We start from the raw sequence: 17,753 nt of genomic DNA, 5'->3' as shown, positions 1-17,753 counted from the left end.
CAGCCGCTTCTCTCACTGATAAAAGGCCGGGCTCCACCCGGCCTTTTCCTGTTCTGCGCCAGACCGCGTGGCAGAAATCCCCCCTTGCGGAGGGTCTTGTGCCAGCGGATCCTGCGGCGGTTCTGCCCTTTCGTACCAGGTATCATGTCGCCGCAGCCCCGCACCACCCGCAGCCTTGAACGCCATATGGGCACAAGGGTGCGCGCCGCCCTGCCCTATGGCCTCGCAGAGCTGGTGATGTTCGTGCTGAAACAGGGCTGGGCCTGCCTGTTTGGTGGCTTGTTGCTGGTGGCGATCCTGATCAGCCGCGCGGTCTGGCACCCCGACTGGGCGCTGGCGCGCTACGATTTTCTGTTTCTCTTCGCGATTGCCACCCAGGCCCTGTTTCTCTGGACCAGGCTCGAGACCTGGGACGAGGCGCGTGTTATCCTCCTCTTCCACCTGACCGGCACCGCGATGGAATGGTTCAAGGTCAGCGCCGGGTCATGGGCCTATCCCGAACCGGGGCTGCTGAAGCTGATGGGCGTGCCGCTGTTCTCGGGCTTCATGTATGCGGCGGTGGGCAGCTATATGGTTCGGGTGATCCGCATTTTTGAGATGCGCTTTGCGCCTTATCCACGGTTCTGGATGACCTGGATCCTGGCGGGCGCGATCTATGTGAATTTCTTCAGCCATCACGTCCTGCCCGATATCCGTATCATCCTGTTTGCCGCCACGGTGCTTTTGTTCGGCCGCACCCGGATCTGGTTCCGCATCTCGGACCGGGACTGGTGGATGCCGCTGCCGGTTGCCGCCTTCCTGTCATCACTGGCGCTGTGGATCGCCGAGAATATCGGAACCCTGACCGGCACATGGCTTTATGCCGGGCAGCGACCGGACCACCTCGTCAGCTTTGCCAAGATCGGGTCCTGGTATCTGTTGCTCTATGTGGCCTTTGTGACGGTCTCGCTGGTCAGCCGCGAGGCGCTTTACCCGCCCGGGCGCCCGCTGCCCCGCGCCACAAACCGGGATGCGATCAGATCAGCCCGCGCCACATCAGAAAGCCCACAAATCCCGCTGCAACCACAATCAGCGAGAAGGCAATCGAGGTAAGCACACTGCCACGCCCCCGGCGCCCCTCTCCCCGCGCCAGCGGCGAGAGGTAGCGCAGACAGATATCGTAATCTCGGGCGACAGAGCCCTCATCAATCTGCGCATGCAGCCTTGGATTTTGGGTCATATCCGCCGCCTGGGCGAGCGCCGCTGCCGATTTGCGAACGCGGCGCGGCAATCTGCGCCCGGCATGACGCAGCTTCTGATCGAAATCGCGCCCACGCGCGCCGACCCGCTCGACGAGCAGCTCTTCGACCCTGCCGGCCATCTGGCGGATGGTGACCGCGCTCATGATCTGTCCTCACAATCTGCGGAAATTATCCGTTTTACCTGAGGTTTTCGCAACAGCTCTGGTTCGGGACAATTCGTTTCGATATGGAAACGTTCATGCTTGCAACAGTCCGTCACCCCGCTTCCGCCCCCGATGGCTCTGTGCCGCTCCTGATTGTGCATGGCCTGTTTGGCTCGGCGCGCAACTGGAGCGCAATTGCACGCCGGCTGGCCGACCGGCGCGATGTGGTGGCGGTGGATATGCGCAACCATGGCGAAAGCCCGCGCGCCGGGGTCCAGGATTATCCGTCGATGGCCGGGGATCTGGCCGAAGTGATCGAAAGCCTAGGCGGTAAGGTCGATCTTCTGGGCCATTCGATGGGCGGCAAGGCGGCGATGCAGCTGGCCCTGACCAAAGCCGCGCTGATCCGCCGCCTGATCGTCGCCGATATCGCGCCGGTCGCCTATAATCACGATCAAAGCCCGCATATCCACGCGATGCGGGGGCTGGATCTGACCGGCCTGACCTCGCGCGGCGAGGCCGACCGGCGGCTCCAGGCCCTTGTCGAAGACCCGGCATTGCGCGCGTTTTTCCTGCAATCGCTGGATCTCAAGGCGGCAGGCGGGCCGGTCTGGCGGCTCAACCTTGATGTGCTGGAACGCGATATGGCAAGGATCATCGGCTGGCCGGGGACGGAAGGCCATTTCGACGGCCCGACCCTTTTCCTGACCGGCGCCGAAAGCCATTACGTCCGCCCCGAACATCGCGAAACGATCCGCACGCTGTTTCCGCATGCGCGTTTCGCAAAGCTGCCAGGCGCCGGCCATTGGCTCCATGCCGAGAAGCCGCGTGAATTCGAAGAAACGGTCCGCGTCTTTCTGAACGCCTGACCCCGGGTCAGAGATCTGGTTCCGGATCAGCCGCAGCGGGGGCCACAACCGGCGCCCAGAACGGCGGCATCTTGTTGAGCGTTTCCCAAAGCCCGGTCGCTCGTTTCAGGGCCGCCATTGCCGCCTGGCTCCCGCCCTCGCGCCCCTTTTGCCGCGCATTGGCGAGGTCATTCAGGAGGCCCAGTTCATCCTGCAATTCCTGCATCCGGGCCAGGAACAGCTGCCAGCCTTCCGCCGGCCAGAAATCCTGGAAAAACTCGCCCAGATAGCGCAAAGTCTTCAGATCCTTGCGGAAATCATGCCGCGCGACCTCTTCCATCTTCGCGGGGTCATCGCCATGGCTGCGCGCGGCCCGCCAGGCATCCCCCATCACCAGCCCGGCGAGCAGGCGCACCGGCGCGGCCCGCACGATCTGGCTGCGCCGGTTCTGTTTGAACAGCTCCTGCGAGCCGTAAAGCTTCAAAAGCCCAGGCGCGAAACCGACCGCCTTGCTCTCGCGCAACATCTTGCGGGTCTTGCGGCGGATCTCCAGCGTGCGACGCCCGAGCGCCTCACCGTCGCCCGGATGCGAGGCGAGGAAAACATCGGCATCGCGCACCTCGCCAAGCGCCCGGAACAGCCGTTTTGCGGCTGACCGCACCTGGCCCGCCTGTTTGCGCCTGAGGATCGGCGCGAAAGCATCCAGCGCCGTCGTCAGCCGGCGCAGCGCGACCCGGGCCTTATGCGGGCCGCTTTCGTCTTCGGTTTCCAGAAAAACCGCCAGCTGCCGGTCGAGCGCGGCGCAGCAGCCGATGATCAGCTGTCCAAGGGCGTCCTCGCAGCTGGTGTCCGGCGAGAGGACGGGCATGGGCGTTACGGCTTCGGTCACATCACTCCCCAGGGGCATACGCCCGCGTTATATCCCGGCAATGTGGATCGCCTGCGTGAAGTTTTTGTAACAATGCCGCAAAGCCAGGCAGATTCAGCAAGATTGGCATATGATCTGGAACGTTCTATCTCTTGGAACGATCCAGGATAATTCTCATCTGCGGCATCACGCGAAACAACGCCCGCAATCCAGGGGCGAGGTCCGGCGCATGGTCAGCACCTCGGCCGCGCGCGGCTGCGATTGTCCTGCGACGGAGGAGTGGGGTGATCCCGGACATCGCCGTTCATGACACTGATACGGTGCGATTTTTGTTCAATGAGGACCCCGTCTCGCTGGTCGCGGGAATGTCGGCCCCGGGCATGGGTCAGGGGAGTGGCTTCAGCCATACCGGTCTGGCAGATGCCATCGGGCGCCATGGTGCAAAGCCATGAGAGCCCTACCCATCCCTTCTCCGCCACCGGTCTCTGCATCACCGGAGGCGCCGGGATCATCACCGACGCCGAGGCCGCGGCCCATATCAAAGTTGGCGCCACTGTCACCGTCTTCTCCTACTCGGCCCTTGGCTGCCCGGATTTCGAGCTGCGCGCCCTTGGTGTGTGCTTCAGAAGAAGCAACATCCGCCCGGGATCACCATGCTGCACCTGAGCGCGGCTGACGATATATCTGGCGTCAAGTGGATCGACTGGCTCGCGCAGGTCGGGCTGATCTCAAAGGTTCTGGTCGGGTCTTACCCTGCCAACGGCTCGCAAATGCCGACGCCGGAGTTCTGGAAGATGATCACCGAAGACGAGGTCGTGGTCTGGAAAACCTCGTCGGGGATTGTGTTCGATATGCTGCGCGATGAACGCGTGTGCCGCAAGCTGGCCGATTACCCGCCGCGCCGAGTTTGGTGACGAGACCTGATTACACTTTCCGAACATTTATTCCGATATTTGCACGCTCCGCATCTCCACTTCCGACACAAATGGCAACCTTACCTATGGATATCAGGGTGCCTGTCTTGGCGGCCGGGAACAGGCAATCGCCACCCGCAACAAAGGCGAACTGGTGATAGCCCAGGTTTCGCGGAAACCTGGGCCGGATTCCTGAGAACGCTTGATGTGCGCGTTCCGGGGAATCTGCTGGATCTCGTGGTCCTGGATCCCCATCAGCGCCAGACTACTTGAACCGATTACAACCCGGCGATTTCCGAGCAGATCCTGCGCCCCGGAGAGAGCTTTACCCGAGCCGAACACAGGATCGAACAAGCCATCGCGCGCCGCGAAGGAACTGAAGGGTGGACAGACCGCCAATCACGGTTTCGGGATTTCCGTCATGGTGACGCGTATCGTGCTGGAAGAAGGTCATCCACAGGCGGTAACCCCGGCAAACGAACAAGGTGCGATGGGCCGCAAGTGCCGGACCGACTACACCCCCAATTCATTTGCCTATGTGCCCTCAGCGCAGCAAGTCATCTATTTCCAGGGCGCGGGTTCGAGATGTCGTTCCTGTCCTTCCCGAGATGGATACCGAGTGCAATGTCAGTGTCGCGAAATCTGGTAAAAGACCCGTCTGACCGCCGGTTGCGGCGGGTTTGTCGACATCACTTCGCATGCGAGGACGTTCGTCTTCTCGGGCTGGCTCCAGACAAAAGCGGAGGTCGGATTGACAGGATCCGGCTTTTCTTTTGCAATAGCTGTCAAATTTATCAGGATGGTTGAGAAATTCGAACTTGTCACTTTCTCTGCTGCGCGCCCGCGACATCCCGCCACGAGCTGGGGACGGGTCCGAGTTGCGGAAAACGCGATACGCATGCCGCTCTCGCTCCATGGCTCCGGGCCGATGGGATGGCCACCATGAGCGCGGTGCATCTGAACCGCAATGGGCAGATAGTCGGGATCCGGCTCGAAAATCCGGCACAGCTGACCTGTTTCAGTGCCGATATGCTGGCGCAATTTGCCCCCCTTCTCGACGCGATTGAGACAAGCCAAGCGCGCCGGGCGCTGGTCACCGCTACACCGGAAAAATGCTCCTGCCCGGGTGCCGATATCACCGGCTGGAGCGGGCTGAGCCCCCGGGATTTCGCCCGGCATTGGGTGCGTAGTGGGCATCGGATCTTCGACCGGCTGGCGCGACCGGCGCAGCCGATGTTTACCTTGATGGAGAGTCACGCTTTTGGCGGCGGGCTGGAGCTGACATGCGCCTGCGACCTGCGCGTGATGGTGCCGGGCGCGACGATTTCACTGCCGAAAACCGGCCTCGGCATCGCGCCGGACTCGTCGCGAACGCAGCTTTCTCGCGAAAGCTCGCGTAAGTGGTCCTACAAGAAATATCATTTTTCGGACGCCTGACGCCCCACAGAGGTCACATTGGCCTGAGCTAATTACATAAATCGTACATAATTCCTCGCCGCCGCTCGCAAGATCGCCAAACAGGCGATCTTGCGAGCGGCGGCATGAACCAAAAAGGCCTTGGCCGCGAAAACGGTCGCTGCGGGCGTGAGGACTATCTCGAACCGAAATCGGTGGTCAGGCGCATCGGTCGCACGTAGGCGAACTGGATGCGGTGAGCCGGTCAGAAATCCACCAGCGGCTGATGCAGGACCTGAAGGCGCGACGGCTCCTCGCCCGCCATCGCGCGTAAGAGCATCTCGCCCATGCTGCGCCCCGCAAGGCGGAGGTCTTCCACCATCGTGTCGATCCGGGGCCGCATCAGATCGAAAATCGCCGAGGCGCGCTTGGCCACGACATCGATCTCGCGCCCGGGCACCAGCCCGCAATCGCTGATCGCGGCCAGCGCGGCCATCGCCGAGACCTCGCCCACGCCGATGATGCCATCGGGGCGGTCCGGCTGCGACAGGCGCTGGCGCAGCCAGGCCATGGTCTCGGCCGCGGATGTGTCGAGGCTGATCGCTTCGGGAATCTCACAGCTGATGCCTGCCGCCTTTGCCGCTGCCACAGCCCCCCAGCGAAGATGCTGCGCGAAGGAGAAATTCGCCGGGGGCAGCACGATCATCAGGCGTTTGCGGCCCCGGGCGATCAGCCGCTCGACCGCGATACGGGCGAAGGCTTCATTGTCGTAATCGACCCAGGGGTGGGGGGTGGAAAACTCGGTGCGGCCATGGCTGACAAAGGGAAAACCCTGTTCCAGCAGATAGCGCACGCGCGGGTCAAAGGGCTCGGTCCGGTTGAAGATGACACCGTCGCCCAGCCGCGCCTCGACGATACGGCGAACCGAGGACAGCCGGTCGCTGCCGAGAATATCGGGGAAGATCGTCACCGAATAGCCGGTGCCGGTCAGCGCGTCAGACAGGCCGCCGATCAGCTCATGGGTAAAACCGAGGAATTCATGGTCGAGGTTCAGCACCAGCTGCACCACCCGCGTGCGTCCGGTGCGCAGTCTTTGTGCCGCGCGATCAGGCACATAGCCAAGCCGGTCTGCCGCTGCCCTGACCAGATCCCGCGTCGAGGCTTTGATCTGCGGATCCAGCGCCAGCGCCCGCGACACGGTCGTGACCGCCAGGCCGGTCTCGGCCGCAATGGTGCGCAGGGTCGGGCGGGATTTTGCCCGGCCACCAGCGCGGCGCAACAGCGGATCGGCAGGAGTGGTTGGACGGTCGGTCAGGGGCTTCACTCCGGGGCGTGTGCGGGGGCGGACACGCCGGCCCGTGTTGCCATGGCGTGAGCCCGGAGTATGACAAAAAAATGCAACGATACAACTGAAGAACTGAATCTGAGAAACTTCGCGATATTTCCGCACCATAGCGCAAAAATCGGTTATTTTTCTGCATTGCAGCAATGTGGAGCGGCAGAAAGAAACAGTTGACGGGCAGCCATATTGTAACGTTTCAATAATCTGTTCCCGTAAGGGGCTTAACATCTGGGAGGATGCGATGAGGAAGATGACAAAGGGCATGGTCTCGGCGCTGGCGCTGACCTTCGGCCTCGCCTCAATGGCGGCGGCGGAAGATGTGGAAGTGCTGCACTGGTGGACCGCAGGCGGTGAGGCGGCAGCGCTGAACGTACTGAAAGAGGATCTTGCCTCGCAAGGCATCGGCTGGGTCGACATGCCGGTGGCCGGTGGCGGCGGCGAGGCGGCGATGACCGCGCTTTCGGCGCGTGTGACCGCAGGCGACCCGCCGACTGCGGTGCAGATGCTGGGCTTTGACATCACCGACTGGGCAGAACAGGGCGTGCTCGGCAATCTCGACGCGGTCGCGGGCCCGGAAGGCTGGGACAAGGTGATCCCGGCGGCGCTCCAGGCCTTTTCCAAACATGACGGCCACTGGATCGCGGCGCCGGTCAATGTGCATTCGACCAACTGGGTCTGGATCTCGAAAGCGGCACTGGACAAGACCGGTCTGGGCGAGCCGACCAATTGGGACGAGCTGATCGCGGTTCTCGACAAGATGAAGGAAAACGGCATCACGCCTCTGGCCCATGGTGGCCAGCCCTGGCAGGATGCGACGATTTTCGACAGCCTCGTGCTGGCCCAGGGCAATGATTTCTACAAGGCGGCCTTTATCGACCTCGACCCAGAAGCGCTTGGCGGCGAGAAGATGGCTGCGGCTTTCGATCAGCTGATCAAGCTGCGCAGCTATGTCGATGACAATTTCTCGGGCCGCGACTGGAATCTGGCGTCGGCCATGGTGATCAATGGCGAAGCGGGCATGCAGGTCATGGGCGACTGGGCCAAGGGCGAATTCCTGAAAGCCGGACAAAAGCCGGGCGAAGGCTTTATCTGCATCCGCTTCCCCGGCACGCAGGGCGCGGTGACCTTCAATGCCGACCAGTTCGCGATGTTCAAGGTAAAGGGCGAGGAAAAGGTCAAAGCGCAGCTGGCGATGGCCTCGGCTATTGAAAGCCCGGCCTTCCAGTCGGCCTTCAACGTGGTCAAGGGCTCGGTCCCGGCGCGCACCGATGTGCCGGATACCGATTTCGATGATTGCGGCAAGAAAGGCATCAAGGATCTCGCCGAAGCCAATACCAACGGCACGCTGTTTGGGTCCATGGCGCATGGCTATGGTGCGCCGGCTGCGGTGAAAAACGCGACCTATGACGTGATCACCGCCGTCTTCAATGGCGAATATACCGATGGCGCCTCTGCCGCCACTGCCCTGAAGGACGCCGTCGCGGCCGCGCAGTAATCACGCCCGCGTTTCGATCATGGTGCGGGCGGACACCGCCCGCGCCACAAATTCCTGAACAGGAATTTGCTCAAAAATTTACGTAAATTTTTGTCGCGCCCCAGGCGCGACCGCCCCGCAAGCGGGGAATAGGGAGGGGAAATGGCATCTGCATCCGAGGCCGATTTCCGCACGAGATTGCAGGACTGGCTGCCGAAGCTGGTTCTCGCCCCATCCGTCGCGGTCACCTTGTTTTTCGTCTACGGCTTCATCCTCTTCACAGTGGTGTTGTCTTTCACCAATTCGAAAATGCTGCCGAGCTGGGATTTCGTCGGATTTTCCAATTACGTCCGGCTGTTCTCGCTGCCGCACTGGCATGTCGCCCTGAAAAACATCGCGATCTTCGCCACGCTTTACATCGTGATCTGCACCGCCATCGGGTTGATGCTGGCGATCTTCCTCGACCAGAAGATCCGGGGTGAAGGCGTTTTGCGCCCGATCTACCTCTATCCGATGGCGCTCTCGTTCATTGTCACCGGCACCGCCTGGAAATGGTTCCTCGACCCTGGCATCGGGCTGGAACATGTCATGCATCAATGGGGATGGGAGAGCTTCTCCTTCACCTGGATCAAGTCGAACACTATGGCGATCTATACGATCGTGATCGCGGCGGTCTGGCAGAGCTCGGGCTTTGTGATGGCGATGTTCCTCGCCGGCCTGCGCGGCATCGATAATGAGATCCTGAAAGCGGCACAGATCGACGGGGCCTCGAACTGGCAGCTTTACCGCCGCATTGTGATCCCGCTTTTGCGCCCGGCCTTTCTGTCGGCCTTCGTCATCCTCGCCCATCTGGCGATCAAGTCCTACGACCTTGTCATAGCCCTGACCGGCGGTGGCCCTGGCCGCGCCACCGAGATGCCCGCAACCTTCATGTATTCCTACACCTTCACCCGCAAAGAGATGGGCGTCGGCGCCTCTTCGGCGGTGATCATGCTGATGACCATTGCCGCGATCATGATCCCCTATCTCTACTCCGAACTGAAGGAGAAGAAGGAATGAGCGTCGCGACCCAGGACACCGCCGTCTCGACCGGGCGCATCACCCGCACTTTCATCTATCTGATCCTGCTGCTTTTCGCGCTGTTTTACCTGCTGCCGCTCTATGTGATGGGGATCAATTCGGTCAAACCTCTGTCCGAGATCACCGGCGGCAATATGATGTCGCTGCCGAATGAATGGACGCTCGATCCCTGGCGCTCGGCCTGGTCCACCGCCCAGATCGGCGTGCAGGCGACGGGGCTTAAGCCCTACTTCCTGACCTCGATCCTGATGGTGGTGCCGGCGGTCGCGATCTCGACCATTCTCGGCGCGATCAATGGCTATATCCTGACGAAATGGCGCTTCAGAGGCGATACAATTGTCTTCGGGCTGATGCTGTTTTCCTGCTTCATCCCGTTCCAGATCGTGCTGATCCCGATGGCGCGGGTGCTGGGGATGCTGGGGCTGGCCGGATCGGTTCCCGGCCTGATCCTCGTCCATGTCGTCTACGGCCTCGGCTTTTCGACGCTTTATTTCCGCAACTACTACGCGGCCTTCCCGACCGAGCTGGTCCGCGCAGCCCAGATCGATGGCGCGGGCTTCTTCCGCATCTTCTGGCGCATCATGCTGCCGGTCTCGGGTCCCATCGCGGTGGTCTGCGTGATCTGGCAATTCACCAATATCTGGAACGACTTCCTGTTCGGTGCCAGTTTCGGCGGCACCACCCAGCCGATGACTGTCGCGCTGAACAACCTCGTGCAAAGCTCGACCGGCGTGAAGGAATACAACGTCCATTTCGCCGCCGCGATCCTTGCCGCCATCCCCACCCTCATCGTCTATATCGTCGCGGGCCGCTACTTTGTGCGTGGCCTGATGGCGGGCTCTGTTAAAGGTTGATGCCATGGGCTTTCTCGACATCAAGAACGTCACCAAATCCTACGGCGCGGTCAAAGTGCTGCACAGCGTCGACATTGAGGTGCAGGAAGGCGAGTTTCTCGTCCTCGTCGGCCCCTCGGGCTGCGGCAAATCTACCCTTCTGAACATGATCGCCGGGCTGGAAAGCATCTCGGGCGGCGAGATCGCGATCAAAGACCGGGTGGTCAACGGGGTCCATCCGTCAAAGCGCAATATCGCAATGGTGTTCCAGAGCTATGCGCTTTATCCGAATATGACGGTCGGCCAGAACATCACCTTCGGGCTGGAGATGCACGGGACGCCAAAGCCCGAACGCGACCGCGCGCTGGCCGATGTGGCAAAGCTTTTGCAGATCGACCATCTCGTCGACCGCAAACCCGGCCAGCTTTCCGGCGGCCAGCGTCAGCGTGTCGCCATGGGCCGCGCCCTGGTGCGGGATCCGGATGTCTTCCTGTTCGATGAGCCGCTGTCCAATCTCGACGCGAAACTGCGGGTCGACATGCGGACCGAGATCAAAAAGCTGCATCACAAACTGAAACGCACCATCGTCTATGTCACCCATGACCAGATCGAGGCGATGACGCTTTCGACCCGGATCGCGGTGATGAACAAGGGTTACGTGCAACAGCTTGGGACCCCGAAAGAGATTTATGACAGCCCGGCGAACCTGTTTGTCGCAACTTTCATGGGCTCGCCGGCGATGAACATCATCCCGGCAAAGCTGGCGGTGGACCAGGGCCGTGCCTGGGCTGAAATCACCGACGCCGCCGGCAAACCGCTGCGCCTTGGGTTTTCCTCGGGCAATTATGCGGCCTGGGACGGGCGCGATATCCTTCTTGGCATCCGCCCCGAGGCGATCACCGACCCGGAAGGCGCCGATCGCAATTCCCATAATGTGCAGCCCTTGCGCAATATGGTCACCGTGACCGAGCCCGCCGGTGCCGACACCTTCGTGACCATGACCCTTTCGGGCAAGGATGTGATCGCGCGGATGCGTGCGGATGCTGACGTCCACCCCCATCAGGCCTTTGACTTCGCGGTGAATATGGAAAAGGCAGTGGCCTTTGATCCGAAAACCGGAGACCGGATTCAGGTATGAGCCCGATATCATCATCGGGGCCGGGATCGGCGGCGCGACACTCGCCACTGCCCTGGCGCCTTCGGGGGCCCAGGCGCTGATCCTCGCGGCGGAAACCCGGCTGCCGCGTGCACTGGCCGATTGTCTTCACCAAAGGGTTCGGGAAGCGCCCCCCCCGCCATCATTGCGGCACCTGCCGGATGAGGGCGGGTCCGCGCGCTTAGGTGGTCGATTCCGACCTGAAAGCGCATGACTTCGACAATCCCTATATCGCGGACGCCTCGGTCCTGCAGACTTCGGCGGCGGTAAACCCATCGCTGGCCATCGCGGCGCTGGCGCTGCGACTTGGCGCGCGTCTGGCGGTAAGGTGGGATGACGGCGATCACGCGCGGCGACCTTCCTGATACGCGCCCGCATAGCTATGACCGCTATGCAGAACCACTCTGACCGGCCCTGACCGGACCGCAGTTCATCCTGACGAAACGCAGCCCCGTCGCCCCGTCCTTGTTCAAGACTGGTGGCGTCTGGAATGCCGATCCGCTGGACGCGCCGCTGACAGACCCGTATCACGGGGGCGCCCCCTGTGACCGCCGGATGCCGGTCGAGGGGCTGAAGCTCGCGCATGAGATGATGCCCAAGGCCGCGCCGTAAACCCTTCGTGCTGGCCGAACGTCTGCCGGGGCCGGGGGTCGCAGGCGACCAGGATTACTTTCACCATGCCTGTCGCAATGCCAGCACCGACCACCTCCCGGCCGGCGCCTGCCGTCGTGATGCCGCGCCTGGTCTTATCAAACGCCAATGCTGCCACCATCATGATCTCCGAGAAAGCCGCGAGCATGATTCGCGCCCCCCATGGATTGCAAGGAGCCTCCCCATGATCCGCCATATCGTCCTGATCCGGTTTCGCGAGACTGTCAGCGAAGCAGAGATCGCCGCATTGTTCGCCGATTTGCACCCGATCCGCGACCAGGTCGCCGGGATCAGTGCGATCCATGCCGGGCGCTCTGAAAGCCCCGAACAGATCGAACGCGGCTATCTGCATGGCTTCACAATCGACTTCGACAACTGGGCGGCGCTGGCCGCCTATCAGGCCCATCCCGATCACCGCGCCCTTGGCGCGCGGCTGGTCGCGGCGGCGGTTGGCGGGCTCGCCGGCATCCTCGTATTCGACCTCGATTGCGGAGCAGGCGCATGATCACCCTTCCGACAACTGCCGGCGGGCTGGAGCGCTGCCGCCTCACCGCCAGGCCACAGATCCCGCGCGTGCCGCACCGCCTTAGCCTCCGCGCATATGGTCGCGGCGCCACTCGTCGAGCGCGTCGCGAAAGCGCAGCCGCCGCGCCCGCCAGTGGCCCCTAATGCCGGTGCCGATCACCGCACCTCCACAGAGCTGAGCACAGGCGAGGAGGTCTTGGCCACCTCTGTCGAACAGATCGAGGCGCTGAAGGCGGCGGGAAGCCAGGCAATCCCGACGACGACAAGAGCGCTTCCCGCGACTGGCGCGACGGCTGACATCTCTCACCGCGCTTACTGGCGGCCGTTTGACCAGGCAGCATCGCCTCTCTCGCCTGGGTGAACGGTCATCAGCCGGGTTTCATCCTGCCCGCGGCCTTTCATTACTCGCGCAGCATTGCCCGTTTTGCCTGCGTCTGCCGGCTCGCGGATCAGACCGGTTTTCTGGCACAGCCGGATCTGGCGACAGAGCGCATGGCGCTTTTGTGCTGCCTGCATGGCCTGGAACAGCCCGCTGCTGCGCGACCAGCCCCGCAAGGAGGTGCGGGCGCGCCATGGCCGATCTCAGCTCTGCCTGTCCCCTTTCCGCGGCTATGCGATGGCGCCCGCCAATACGGACGAAGATCCGGCGCTGCTGGCAACCGGAGCGAGGTGCATCGCTTTTGCCGGCGGGATCGAGGGGGCGCCAGGTCACGCGGGAGCGGATGTCAGGCTATCACCGGGTGAGGCGCGATGCGGGATCGCGCCGCTGAGGCCCCTTGCCCCTTCCGGGCGGCCATGCTGCTATCCCTCCGCATCGGCAAAAGCGCCCGCATTGTCACAGAGGCAGGCGCCGCACAGGATCCTGGATCATGACAGAACTTAACCTGCCCCCCGGCCCGCCACAGGCCAACGATATTTCCGCCTTTGCCGGGATGATCGGCCTGCGGGTGATCCTGGCCACTGCCACACGGGTCGAGGCCGAACTGACGGTGCGGCCGGATCTTCTGAACCGCAATGGCGTACTGCATGGCGGCGCGATCATGGCACTGGCAGATATCCTCGGCGGGCTTGGCACTGTCACCGCGATCCGCCCCGATCAAAGCACCACCACCGTCGAGAGCAAGACGAATTTCTTCCGCCCGCTGGTGCTGGGCGAGGTCGTGCGCGCCATCTCTGAGCCTCTCCATCAGGGGCGCCGCACCCAGGTCTGGCAAACCTCGGTCCGGCGCGGCGATGGAAAACTGGCGGCACAGATCACCCAGACCCAGATGGTGCTGGAGCCCTGACAGAAAAACACCCGGAGCGTTGCGGCGCCGGGTGCTCTGCCTTGTGCGGCAAAGATGACCGGGTGCTACCGGCCCTCGAATTTGAAGGAATAGGTGCGCCCGGCACCGGCGGGGGGCGGGTCAAACGGCGCTGACCGGCGGATGTGATCCAGCGCCACATCATCCAGTTTCGCAGATCCTGAGCTTCTGGAAATGCTCGCTTTGGCGAGGCTGCCATTATCCGCAATGGTAAAGGAAACAACCGCCGTGCCGCGATCCCCCCCCGACTTCTTACGGGTGCGGTTCACTTTCCTCATCACCGAGGCGCCGTAATTTTTTGCCGAGGCCTGACCGCTGCCGACAGAGGACGCGCCCGAGGTCTGCTGCTTTGACGCTTTGGTCTCCGCACGCTCTTCGCTCGCTTTCTTCTTCGGTTTTTCCTTGGCGGGCTCTTTCGGCTTTTCGGCCTTTTTGACCTCTTTCGGCTTTTCTTCTTTCTTCGGCCTTTCTTTCGGCTTCGGCACTTCGACCACCGGCTTCGGCGGCGGTTCCTGGTCGACCTCGGGGGCCATATCCTCGACGATCTCTTCGATCTCGGGGGTTTCGTCCGGAACGTCGGGGGCTTCGGTCAGTTCCGGCGTGTCGGGCGCGTCTTCCAGATCGGGCGTCTGCATCTCTTCCGAAGCCACCTGGTCGGTCACATCCGGGGTCGGTTCGGAAACCGCCTCGATGGCCTGGGCCGGGGGCAACATGACGAGAACCGCCTGCTCTTCCGCCCCGGCCGACATGCCGGCGCTGTCCCAGGTCATCGCCAGTGCCCCAATGGCCGAAACCAGCAATGCCGCGATCGAGGTCGAGGCCAGCCAGCCCATCGCCCGGCTCTTGCCCGCACCAACATGCGAGGGCAGAACGGGGCAGCGGGCCCGGGTGAAAGAGGGCAATTCCTGGGTCACGGCTGAGATCCTTGCGCAGGAGCGGCGGCGGCGGGGGCGCCTTCCAGCCCCACCAGCGCCACTTTCAGATAACCGGCATTCCGGAGTTCATCGAGAATTTCCATCGTCGCACCGTAAGGCAGATCCTTGTCGGCGCGGAAAAAGATCGTGGTTTCGCGATTGCCGCCCGTTGCGGCATCCAGCACAGCCCCCAGACCGCCCCCCGGCACCGGATCATTGCCCAAAGACAACACCCGGTCCAGCCCCAGAGACAGCCAGAGCGGCTCGTCCGGGCGTTCCGTCGGGGTCGAGGTGCTGCCCGGCAGATTGATCGGCACATCAACGGTCGACAGCGGCGCGGCCACCATGAAGACGATCAGCAGAACCAGCATAACGTCGATAAAAGGCGTGACGTTGATTTCCGAAACTTCGGCATCTTCGTCTTCCGATCCGCCACCAACAGAGGTTCCCATGGATCAGACCCTCGCGCTCAGGCGGTCAAGCGACCGGCTTTGCAGCCGGGCCGCAGCGGCGGCCACATCATTCAGCTGCAGACGGTATTTTGCGAGCTTCCGCGACAGCACATTATAGATCAGCACCGCCGGGATTGCGGCAGCAAGGCCGATGGCGGTCGCCAGCAGCGCTTCGGCGATGCCGGGCGCGACGACGGCGAGGTTCGTGGTGTTCGACTGCGCGATGGCGAGAAAGCTGTTCATGATCCCGAACACAGTGCCGAACAGCCCGACAAAGGGCGAGAGCGAGCCGATGGAGGCCAGGATCCCGGTGCCCGACCGCAGCCGCGCGGCGGCGCCGGCCTCGATGCGGGACATCGCGGTATCGGTGCGGTCACGGGTGCCGGGGATCAGCGCGGGCTCGACCTCGGCGAGGCGCAGCTCCTCATCCGCGGCGCGGATCATATCGACCGAGGGGCCTTTGCGGCCGGCCACCGCTTCGGCAACCGCGTGGAGGCTAGAGGCGCTGGCCAGCAGGCGCGCGGTTTTGCGCATTGAGGCAAAGGCAAAGCCGAATTCAAACAGTTTGTGGATCAGGATCACCAGTGCCACGAAAGCCGCAATCGCAAGCCCGATCATCACCGCCTGCACGATGACATGCGCATCCCAGAACAGCGATTCGAGCTCGACCGAATGCACCGGCAGCGCCGCCGGAGCCGGGGCCGGAGCGGCTTCGGCCGGGTGTGCGGCGGGCTGAGCCGCCTCGCCGGTGGCAGCAGGGGTGACGGGGTCAGCGGCCGGGGTCGTGGTCGTCTCAGCGTCGGTTGCCGGCGTGACAGCCGGGGTCGTAGCACCGGTGTCCGGCGTTGCGATGGCACCGGTCTCTTCGGTCGCGGGCGCAACCGGGGCATCGGGCGCGGCATCTGGCACCACGGGCGGGGCCTCACTGCCTTCGTTCACCGGCGCGGCGGATTGCTCCGGCGCCGCATCGGGCACGACCGGCGCCGTATTATCCTGAGCGGCTGCCATGCCACCGGAGAGGATCAGAAGGGAAAGAAGTGCCGCGCGCATCGGTTCAACCACTTGAAGTCTCATTTCGTGCAAAGGGGGACGGGTGAAGACGGCCTGCCCGAGACTGCCAAAGCACAAAGCGAAACCCGCACAGCCTTTGCCACCATCGGTTTTTCAGCCACCCTGGCCGTGGATTTCAGAACCCGGTCAATCTGGTCTCGCCCTGGGAAGATCATCCGAGAAATCCGTTCCACAATCGCCCTGATGGGCCCATGAAGTGCAAGTTCTGCAGCCTCAGACCCGAATTCCGAAAGGGAGATCCGAACCAGTCGGTTGCCTTGCCCCACCGGGCCGCCACCTGAATTCCACCTGTTCAGCCCGCTACCGTTTGGCTGGCACTCCGAATGAGGGGCACTTGCGAGGCAGCAGATTCCGACCTGATCGGTCAGGAATGGCTTTAGGAATACCAGGTGGAATTGTCAAGTATAACCACCCCTCGCACAAACCCTGGGCTGCTGCTGTGCAGCGAAACCCGCGCGAAAGACGAAACCCCCGGCAAATCAGCCAATTGCCACCATGTGATTGTCCCAGGAGGTGGCGCCGTGCCGCAGCGCGCGCAGGGGTTCCAGCGCCCCGCCAAGCGCCCAGATCCCGCCCCCGCCATCCGATGCGACGAATCCCTGTTCCAGCGCCGCAAGACCACAGATATCGGCCCGCCGATGCGTGGCAAGCGGTGTGCCATCTTCGCCAAACACCATCACCGCGCCCCCCCGGGGCGAGGAAATTGCGATCATCCCCTGATTGGCCGCGATCGATCCCGCATAGCCCTTCATAGTGTAGATCTCTTCCGGCGCGGCCTCAAACAGGGTGATCGCGCGGCCCGGCTCCCAGCGGGCCAAAAGCGGTACCGGATCAGACAGGTCGCCCTGCCATTGCAGCGCGACCGCGACGCCCTCGCCCACAAGTGCAAGATGGCGCAGGGAGTTCTGATGCAGATCAGGCTCCAGCTCGGCGATCTCGAGGATCTCGCCCGAAGGTGAGAGCAGCGCGAGGTTAGAGCGCATCGTGTCGAGGTTCAGCGTGCTGCGGTCGGAAGGGTCGGTCTGAATGCCACCATTCGCGACGATCAGCCGCCCGTCCGCGAGGCGTTTCATATCATGCGGGCCGATGCCGCCGGTCTGCCATTCGCCGATCCGGCGATAAGTCTCCGTCTCCCAGATCCCGATCCGCCCGTCCGACCCTTCGGCCACGACTTCCGAGGTCATCAGAAGTGCCCCATCGGCGGAAAAGGCGCCATGGCCGTTGAATTGCCGCCCCTCGGGCGGGGTCAGCCGGTGCCGGATGGCGCCGGTGAAACAGTCAAGCACGATGGCAAAGACACCGGGACGGCGGGCAAAAGCCACCGCTTCGGGCCGCGACGGATGCGCCGCCGCCGCATGTCCCCGCGCCGGCAAAGGGATGGAAAACAGGCTTTCGCCATCGGATCGCAGCCCGTGAAGGACATAATCCTCGCCCTCTTTCCCGGCGGCAAGCCAGGCGGGGCTGCCGACATCGGCCCAGCCAAGCCCGGGAAGCGACAGTGAGGCCAGCCCCGCCAGAAATCCGCGCCTTGTGGCCATTTCT

23 protein-coding genes are annotated in these 17,753 nt (G+C 63.0%); 14 read left to right on the top strand and 9 right to left on the bottom strand.

The annotated features are described in order from the left end of the window. The first annotated feature begins 144 nt into the window (after positions 1-144). The gene (locus AC4FS3_RS23570; protein ID WP_491022528.1) at positions 145-1,092 is read left to right on the top strand and encodes a DUF817 domain-containing protein; all 948 of its coding nucleotides are present in this window, start codon (positions 145-147) and stop codon (positions 1,090-1,092) included. Here the strand turns inward: AC4FS3_RS23570 and AC4FS3_RS23565 are convergent. Then, on the bottom strand, positions 1,016-1,384 hold the full coding sequence (locus AC4FS3_RS23565; protein WP_491022527.1) for a hypothetical protein: 369 nt from the start codon (positions 1,382-1,384) through the stop codon (positions 1,016-1,018). The two genes, AC4FS3_RS23570 and AC4FS3_RS23565, sit on opposite strands and share 77 nt — an antisense overlap. 95 nt (positions 1,385-1,479) lie before the next feature. On the opposite strand from AC4FS3_RS23565, the gene AC4FS3_RS23560 reads away from it, so the two are divergent. Further along, a complete protein-coding gene (locus AC4FS3_RS23560; RefSeq protein ID WP_491022526.1) occupies positions 1,480-2,253 on the top strand; it encodes an alpha/beta fold hydrolase in 774 nt (257 codons plus the stop codon). Between the two features lie 7 nt (positions 2,254-2,260). Here AC4FS3_RS23560 and AC4FS3_RS23555 read toward each other — a convergent pair whose 3' ends face one another. Continuing rightward, the gene (locus AC4FS3_RS23555; protein ID WP_491022525.1) at positions 2,261-3,121 is read right to left on the bottom strand and encodes a CHAD domain-containing protein; all 861 of its coding nucleotides are present in this window, start codon (positions 3,119-3,121) and stop codon (positions 2,261-2,263) included. 372 nt (positions 3,122-3,493) lie between these two features. Between AC4FS3_RS23555 and AC4FS3_RS23550 the strand changes: the two genes are divergently transcribed. Beyond that, on the top strand, positions 3,494-3,766 hold the full coding sequence (locus tag AC4FS3_RS23550; protein ID WP_283177019.1) for a hypothetical protein: 273 nt from the start codon (positions 3,494-3,496) through the stop codon (positions 3,764-3,766). After that, positions 3,754-4,014 (top strand): hypothetical protein, encoded by a 261-nt coding sequence (locus AC4FS3_RS23545; RefSeq protein ID WP_283177018.1) that lies wholly within the window; start codon positions 3,754-3,756, stop codon positions 4,012-4,014. The genes AC4FS3_RS23550 and AC4FS3_RS23545 overlap by 13 nt, the downstream gene beginning before the upstream one ends. Before the next feature lie 93 nt (positions 4,015-4,107). On the opposite strand, the gene AC4FS3_RS23540 is transcribed toward AC4FS3_RS23545, so the two are convergent. Together AC4FS3_RS23540 and AC4FS3_RS23535 are read right to left on the bottom strand one after the other, a co-directional pair. Further along, positions 4,108-4,368, bottom strand: coding sequence for a hypothetical protein (locus AC4FS3_RS23540; RefSeq protein WP_491022524.1), 261 nt, complete (start codon positions 4,366-4,368; stop codon positions 4,108-4,110). A gap of 273 nt (positions 4,369-4,641) precedes the next feature. Continuing rightward, positions 4,642-5,055 (bottom strand): hypothetical protein, encoded by a 414-nt coding sequence (locus tag AC4FS3_RS23535; RefSeq protein ID WP_491022543.1) that lies wholly within the window; start codon positions 5,053-5,055, stop codon positions 4,642-4,644. Between AC4FS3_RS23535 and AC4FS3_RS23530 the strand changes: the two genes are divergently transcribed. After that, positions 4,948-5,451 (top strand): enoyl-CoA hydratase/isomerase family protein, encoded by a 504-nt coding sequence (locus AC4FS3_RS23530; protein ID WP_491022523.1) that lies wholly within the window; start codon positions 4,948-4,950, stop codon positions 5,449-5,451. The two genes, AC4FS3_RS23535 and AC4FS3_RS23530, sit on opposite strands and share 108 nt — an antisense overlap. Positions 5,452-5,674: 223 nt before the next feature. On the opposite strand, the gene AC4FS3_RS23525 is transcribed toward AC4FS3_RS23530, so the two are convergent. Further along, positions 5,675-6,733, bottom strand: coding sequence for a LacI family transcriptional regulator (locus tag AC4FS3_RS23525; protein ID WP_491022522.1), 1,059 nt, complete (start codon positions 6,731-6,733; stop codon positions 5,675-5,677). 259 nt (positions 6,734-6,992) lie between these two features. On the opposite strand from AC4FS3_RS23525, the gene AC4FS3_RS23520 reads away from it, so the two are divergent. The 9 genes from AC4FS3_RS23520 to AC4FS3_RS23480 all read left to right on the top strand — a co-directional run bounded on the left by AC4FS3_RS23520 (position 6,993) and on the right by AC4FS3_RS23480 (position 13,756). Continuing rightward, the gene (locus tag AC4FS3_RS23520) at positions 6,993-8,246 is read left to right on the top strand and encodes an ABC transporter substrate-binding protein (RefSeq protein ID WP_283177014.1); all 1,254 of its coding nucleotides are present in this window, start codon (positions 6,993-6,995) and stop codon (positions 8,244-8,246) included. Between the two features lie 141 nt (positions 8,247-8,387). Further along, complete coding sequence (locus tag AC4FS3_RS23515) at positions 8,388-9,284, top strand: carbohydrate ABC transporter permease (protein WP_491022521.1); 897 nt, start codon at positions 8,388-8,390, stop codon at positions 9,282-9,284. After that, positions 9,281-10,159: a carbohydrate ABC transporter permease gene (locus AC4FS3_RS23510; protein ID WP_283177013.1), complete on the top strand. Its 879-nt coding sequence runs from the start codon at positions 9,281-9,283 to the stop codon at positions 10,157-10,159. The genes AC4FS3_RS23515 and AC4FS3_RS23510 overlap by 4 nt, the downstream gene beginning before the upstream one ends. A 4-nt stretch (positions 10,160-10,163) precedes the next feature. Further along, the gene (locus AC4FS3_RS23505) at positions 10,164-11,276 is read left to right on the top strand and encodes an ABC transporter ATP-binding protein (protein WP_283177012.1); all 1,113 of its coding nucleotides are present in this window, start codon (positions 10,164-10,166) and stop codon (positions 11,274-11,276) included. Positions 11,277-11,479: 203 nt separating this feature from the next. Then, positions 11,480-11,659 (top strand): GMC oxidoreductase, encoded by a 180-nt coding sequence (locus AC4FS3_RS23500; protein ID WP_491022520.1) that lies wholly within the window; start codon positions 11,480-11,482, stop codon positions 11,657-11,659. A 100-nt stretch (positions 11,660-11,759) separates the two neighbouring features. Beyond that, complete coding sequence (locus AC4FS3_RS23495) at positions 11,760-11,906, top strand: hypothetical protein (RefSeq protein WP_491022519.1); 147 nt, start codon at positions 11,760-11,762, stop codon at positions 11,904-11,906. 223 nt (positions 11,907-12,129) lie between these two features. After that, complete coding sequence (locus tag AC4FS3_RS23490) at positions 12,130-12,450, top strand: Dabb family protein (protein ID WP_491022518.1); 321 nt, start codon at positions 12,130-12,132, stop codon at positions 12,448-12,450. A gap of 359 nt (positions 12,451-12,809) precedes the next feature. After that, positions 12,810-13,214, top strand: a complete 405-nt coding sequence (locus AC4FS3_RS23485; RefSeq protein WP_491022541.1) for a DUF993 family protein — start codon at positions 12,810-12,812, stop codon at positions 13,212-13,214. 125 nt (positions 13,215-13,339) lie between these two features. Continuing rightward, positions 13,340-13,756, top strand: a complete 417-nt coding sequence (locus AC4FS3_RS23480) for a PaaI family thioesterase (protein ID WP_491022517.1) — start codon at positions 13,340-13,342, stop codon at positions 13,754-13,756. Between the two features lie 65 nt (positions 13,757-13,821). Here the strand turns inward: AC4FS3_RS23480 and AC4FS3_RS23475 are convergent, their stop codons facing one another. The 4 genes from AC4FS3_RS23475 to AC4FS3_RS23460 all read right to left on the bottom strand — a co-directional run bounded on the left by AC4FS3_RS23475 (position 13,822) and on the right by AC4FS3_RS23460 (position 17,749). Next, positions 13,822-14,688 (bottom strand): energy transducer TonB family protein, encoded by an 867-nt coding sequence (locus AC4FS3_RS23475; RefSeq protein WP_491022516.1) that lies wholly within the window; start codon positions 14,686-14,688, stop codon positions 13,822-13,824. Continuing rightward, positions 14,685-15,140, bottom strand: a complete 456-nt coding sequence (gene exbD, locus AC4FS3_RS23470; RefSeq protein WP_491022515.1) for a TonB system transport protein ExbD — start codon at positions 15,138-15,140, stop codon at positions 14,685-14,687. Before exbD ends, AC4FS3_RS23475 begins: the two co-directional genes overlap by 4 nt. Before the next feature lie 3 nt (positions 15,141-15,143). Further along, a complete protein-coding gene (gene exbB / locus AC4FS3_RS23465) occupies positions 15,144-16,202 on the bottom strand; it encodes a tonB-system energizer ExbB (RefSeq protein ID WP_491022514.1) in 1,059 nt (352 codons plus the stop codon). A 488-nt stretch (positions 16,203-16,690) separates the two neighbouring features. Then, positions 16,691-17,749, bottom strand: coding sequence for a DUF1513 domain-containing protein (locus AC4FS3_RS23460; RefSeq protein ID WP_491022513.1), 1,059 nt, complete (start codon positions 17,747-17,749; stop codon positions 16,691-16,693). Positions 17,750-17,753 lie beyond the last annotated feature (4 nt).

Source organism: Pseudogemmobacter sp. TB195 (genome assembly GCF_058313095.1).
Note: the sequence above shows the minus strand (reverse complement) of the source record. Positions and strands in the feature narration are given on the sequence as shown.

Bases quoted from the DNA above. Each gene is read 5' to 3' on its own strand.
- AC4FS3_RS23460 (WP_491022513.1), bottom strand. From the start codon at position 17,749: ATGGCCACAAGGCGCGGATTTCTGGCGGGGCTGGCCTCACTGTCGCTT.
- AC4FS3_RS23560 (WP_491022526.1), top strand. From the start codon at position 1,480: ATGCTTGCAACAGTCCGTCACCCCGCTTCCGCCCCCGATGGCTCTGTG.
- AC4FS3_RS23510 (WP_283177013.1), top strand. From the start codon at position 9,281: ATGAGCGTCGCGACCCAGGACACCGCCGTCTCGACCGGGCGCATCACC.
- AC4FS3_RS23490 (WP_491022518.1), top strand. From the start codon at position 12,130: ATGATCCGCCATATCGTCCTGATCCGGTTTCGCGAGACTGTCAGCGAA.
- AC4FS3_RS23520 (WP_283177014.1), top strand. From the start codon at position 6,993: ATGAGGAAGATGACAAAGGGCATGGTCTCGGCGCTGGCGCTGACCTTC.
- AC4FS3_RS23480 (WP_491022517.1), top strand. From the start codon at position 13,340: ATGACAGAACTTAACCTGCCCCCCGGCCCGCCACAGGCCAACGATATT.
- AC4FS3_RS23545 (WP_283177018.1), top strand. From the start codon at position 3,754: ATGCTGCACCTGAGCGCGGCTGACGATATATCTGGCGTCAAGTGGATC.
- AC4FS3_RS23530 (WP_491022523.1), top strand. From the start codon at position 4,948: ATGGCCACCATGAGCGCGGTGCATCTGAACCGCAATGGGCAGATAGTC.
- AC4FS3_RS23505 (WP_283177012.1), top strand. From the start codon at position 10,164: ATGGGCTTTCTCGACATCAAGAACGTCACCAAATCCTACGGCGCGGTC.
- exbD (WP_491022515.1), bottom strand. From the start codon at position 15,140: ATGGGAACCTCTGTTGGTGGCGGATCGGAAGACGAAGATGCCGAAGTT.
- AC4FS3_RS23515 (WP_491022521.1), top strand. From the start codon at position 8,388: ATGGCATCTGCATCCGAGGCCGATTTCCGCACGAGATTGCAGGACTGG.
- AC4FS3_RS23570 (WP_491022528.1), top strand. From the start codon at position 145: ATGTCGCCGCAGCCCCGCACCACCCGCAGCCTTGAACGCCATATGGGC.
- AC4FS3_RS23565 (WP_491022527.1), bottom strand. From the start codon at position 1,384: ATGAGCGCGGTCACCATCCGCCAGATGGCCGGCAGGGTCGAAGAGCTG.